Below are 3,649 nucleotides of genomic sequence, written 5' to 3'. Positions count from 1 at the left end.
GGCACTTCAATCGACCTTTACGAGCGTCGCGCCGACTGGATGGACCGGCAGGTATCGAAGGCCGTTCTTGGTCAGACGACCACGACAGACGCTGTCGGCGGGGGACATGCGGTTGCTCGCGAGCATCGCCTCGTCCAGGAGGATATCGAGCGCGCGGACGCAATGATGATCACCGCGACTATCATTCGCCAGCTTATTCCAAATCTGATCGCCATGAATTTCGGGCCGCAGGATCATTATCCGATCGTCCGTATCGGGCGTCCGGACGAAGTGATGCTGAAGGAGTTTGCCGAGGCCTTCGACAAGTTCGCCAAACACGGTCTCACGGTTGGCGCATCTTATATCCGCGAACGCCTCGGCGCTCCGGCACCCGTGGAAGGAGAAGAGGTTATCGGCGGGCGTCAGCCTTCCATGATGGATCGCCTGTTTGAATCGGACGGGCGTGCGCCTGAGCTTAACTCGGTTCGCAAGATGCTGCATGCTCGCGAAAAGCAATCGCCGACTGAAGACATTGTCGGGAAGCTGACCGACCGGCTTCAGGATGATGCTGCCGGAGCACTTGCGGGCCTTACCGAAGACATCCGAACGGTGCTGATGTCAGCGGAAACGATTGCCGACGCAGCCGACCAGCTTGCACGGATGAAACTTTCACCGGATGAGCTTTCACAAGCCATGGCACGCGGAATGGCTTTGGCGCATCTCGCCGGACAGGCCGCTTTGATCGATGACATTGCCGGACGCAAATAAACCGCCACAGACGCGCATCAGCTTCTTTTGTGAAGCGATCCCGCAAAAAATCGGGAATGCGCGTCTATGGCCTTCAAATGGCCTTCAAATTTGATGGTTCGGGAGCTTCCACGATGACAGATGCGATATCGGCCCTCGATCTGCCCTTTGATGAAGCGATACGCTTTTTTCGCGGCAAGGCCAGCGTCAAGACGCAAGTTTGGACCGATGTTTATGCAGCGGCTCATTCGAGAGCTTTCATGGTTGCCGGAGCTGCCACGGATGCGCTGCTCGATGACTTCCGTCGCGAGATCCAACGAGCGCTTGAAGAAGGCACCACAATCGAGGAGTTCCGCCAGTCATTTGATGCAATCGTGGAAAAACATGGTTGGGATTATCGAGGCAAACGGAACTGGCGCACCCGCATTATCTTCGACACCAATCTGCGCACGGCCTACGCTGCTGGCCGCTATGCCAAACTCACGGAACCCGAAACGCTCGAAGCGTTCCCGTATTGGCAGTACCATCATTCCGGCTCGATTAACCCCCGCCATCAACACTTGGCCTGGGACGGTTTGGTATTGCGGGCGGATGATCCGTTTTGGATTACAAACTACCCTCCGAACGGCTGGCGGTGCGGCTGTTATGTTACTCCAGTTTCGATGGGCGGTCTCCGCCGTCAAGGCAAGAATGGCCCTGATGCGTCTCCGGTTCTTATTTTCCGTGCCGAGGAAGTTGGGGGACGCACTGTTCGTGTTCCACAGGGCGTGGATGCAGGCTTTGAATACAATCCCGGATTGGCATGGAAAGAAGCAGCATGAGTGGCATTTCCATCAATGTCCAGATCGAGGACAAGGCCGTTCATCAGGCCTTCACCCGGCTGATTACCGTGATGGGCGACACAACCCCGATCATGAGCGCAATCGGCACCGGCCTGGTCGGCTCGACACATCGTCGGTTCGTCTCGCAGAAATCACCGGATGGCGTGGCCTGGGAGAAGCTTAATTCGGAATACAAGAAAACCAAGCGCAATAGTCGTATCCTGACGGAAAGCGGCCGTCTGCGCGACAGCATCAATCATCGCGCAGGCCGTGACCAGGTGACGGTTGGAACCAATGCGAAATATGCTGCTGTCCACCAGCTCGGCGCCACCATCAAGCCGAAAAGTGCTTCGCATCTTGTTTTTCGTCTGGCATCTGGCATTGTGCTGGCAAAGTCGGTTACGATACCGGCGCGTCCTTATCTCGGTATTTCCGATGATGACCAGGTCATGATTTCCGAGACCGTTTTCAGCGCACTTCAACGCCGCATTTAAAGCCTCTTAATGGGTGCCCGCCGTCGCGGGCATGATAAGCTTTTGCCGAACGTGGTTTTCTCACGTTCATGAAAAAGCGTCTGACCTCCCTTATGATGAACCTTCCGGCCGTCGATGACGTGTCGGTAACCGCTGTGCCGGAATGGGTGCACCTGATGCCTGCTGGCACCTTCAGCGGGGCAGACGGTCGCGGCCCTTACGTTGCCGGTGATCTCCAGCAGATCGTAGCCCAGTTCCGCAATGCTGGCCGCAAGCTTCCGATCGACATCAATCATTCCACAGACAAGCTTGGAACGCAGGGCTTCGAAAGCCCGGCCCTTGGGTGGATCGTGGACATGGAAGCCCGCGAGGACGGCATCTGGGGCAAGGTTGAATGGAACGCTCGCGGCAATGCGGCAGTCAGTGGCCGCGAATATGGCTACCTGTCGCCAGCGCTCTTCGTGACCGAGGGCAAGCCGCACCGTGTTCTTGAGATCGGTCGGGCCTCGCTCACCAACGATCCGAACCTCAAGCTCAATTCCCTCCATACAGCCAACCTAACCGGAGAACCGGACATGGAAGAAGAACTGCGGAAGGCGCTTGGCCTTCCAGAAGACGCCGACGCGGCTGCGATCCTCGCCGCCGTTACGGAAAAGACCTTGCATTCGGCAACGCTTGCGAAGGTCGTGGAAACTGCTGGCGTCAATATCGACGCCTCCGGCGACCAGATCGTCACCTCGCTTCAGTCCCGCCAGTCGGGCGACGATGCCGAGAAGGTCGAGTTGCGCAAGACGGTCACGGACCTTCAGTCGAAGGTTACCACCCTGACCAACGGGGCGGCGCGCGACAAGGCGGAAGCGGTTGTCAATCGCGCTGTCGAAGATGGCAAGGTGGTCCCGGCGCTCCGTGAGCATTTCATCAGCCGTCACATGAAAAATGCGCAGGAAGTCGAGGACGAGATCAAGCTTCTCCCTTCGCTGCATTCGGCAACGCTGCGCAACTACAAACCGCAGGAAAGTGGCGATCCGGCACTCTCTCCCGAAGATCAGCAGATTTGCGAGCTGATGGGCATTGATCCCGCCGAGTTCGCAAAGACCAAGAAGTCCCACAAGGAGTTGTTCTGATGCCCGCTACTCGCGATCTCGAAATCCCGAGCCGCGACGGTACCCGGTTCGGCTATCCGGTCAAGGCGGGCATCCGCTTTTTCGGACGGTCTATCGTCGCCGTCACCGCTGCTGGTCTGGCAGTACCCGCAGCCCATGCTGATGCTGTTGCGATCGTTGGGCTGGCAGAATTTCACATCGACAACCGCGACGGAGCTGACGGCGATCTGACCGTTACTGCTATCCGTGACACGCGCGGTTTCGAATTTGAGGCCACTTTCGCCGACATCGGCAAGCCGGTCTACGCCACCGATGATGCAACTCTCACGCTCGACGCTACGGGCGGCAAGCTGAAGGTCGGCACCATTGCCGGTCTCGGTGACGGCCGCACGTGGGTTTCTGTCGGCGCATAAGGAAAACGACCCATGGATATCACTCCATCCACAATGCGCGGCCTCTATACGGCCATTTCGACAGCGTTCAACGCGCAGCTTGGTTCCACGACGACGCATTATCAGACCGTCGC

Annotated in this window: 5 protein-coding genes; all 5 read left to right on the top strand. The window is 57.9% G+C overall.

Annotated features, from left to right (window positions below; genetic code table 11):
* Positions 1-747: phage portal protein family protein (locus tag CEV34_RS14370; protein ID WP_143853376.1), on the top strand; the 747-nt coding region annotated here is incomplete at its 5' end.
* 113 nt (positions 748-860) lie between these two features.
* Positions 861-1,547, top strand: coding sequence for a phage head morphogenesis protein (locus CEV34_RS14365; protein ID WP_094543800.1), 687 nt, complete (start codon positions 861-863; stop codon positions 1,545-1,547).
* Positions 1,544-2,041, top strand: a complete 498-nt coding sequence (locus CEV34_RS14360) for a phage virion morphogenesis protein (RefSeq protein WP_094543798.1) — start codon at positions 1,544-1,546, stop codon at positions 2,039-2,041. The genes CEV34_RS14365 and CEV34_RS14360 overlap by 4 nt, the downstream gene beginning before the upstream one ends.
* A gap of 68 nt (positions 2,042-2,109) precedes the next feature.
* Positions 2,110-3,144, top strand: coding sequence for a phage protease (locus CEV34_RS14355; protein WP_235819057.1), 1,035 nt, complete (start codon positions 2,110-2,112; stop codon positions 3,142-3,144).
* Entirely contained in the window at positions 3,144-3,536 is a 393-nt protein-coding gene (locus CEV34_RS14350; RefSeq protein WP_094543797.1) for a hypothetical protein, read from the top strand. Before CEV34_RS14355 ends, CEV34_RS14350 begins: the two co-directional genes overlap by 1 nt.
* The last annotated feature ends 113 nt before the right edge of the window (positions 3,537-3,649 follow it).

It is taken from the genome of Brucella pseudogrignonensis (assembly GCF_002252525.1).
Classification (GTDB): domain Bacteria; phylum Pseudomonadota; class Alphaproteobacteria; order Rhizobiales; family Rhizobiaceae; genus Brucella; species Brucella pseudogrignonensis.
This window is presented reverse-complemented; position numbering and strand designations above follow the sequence as displayed.

Bases quoted from the DNA above. Each gene is read 5' to 3' on its own strand.
- CEV34_RS14365 (WP_094543800.1), top strand. From the start codon at position 861: ATGACAGATGCGATATCGGCCCTCGATCTGCCCTTTGATGAAGCGATA.
- CEV34_RS14360 (WP_094543798.1), top strand. From the start codon at position 1,544: ATGAGTGGCATTTCCATCAATGTCCAGATCGAGGACAAGGCCGTTCAT.
- CEV34_RS14355 (WP_235819057.1), top strand. From the start codon at position 2,110: ATGAAAAAGCGTCTGACCTCCCTTATGATGAACCTTCCGGCCGTCGAT.
- CEV34_RS14350 (WP_094543797.1), top strand. From the start codon at position 3,144: ATGCCCGCTACTCGCGATCTCGAAATCCCGAGCCGCGACGGTACCCGG.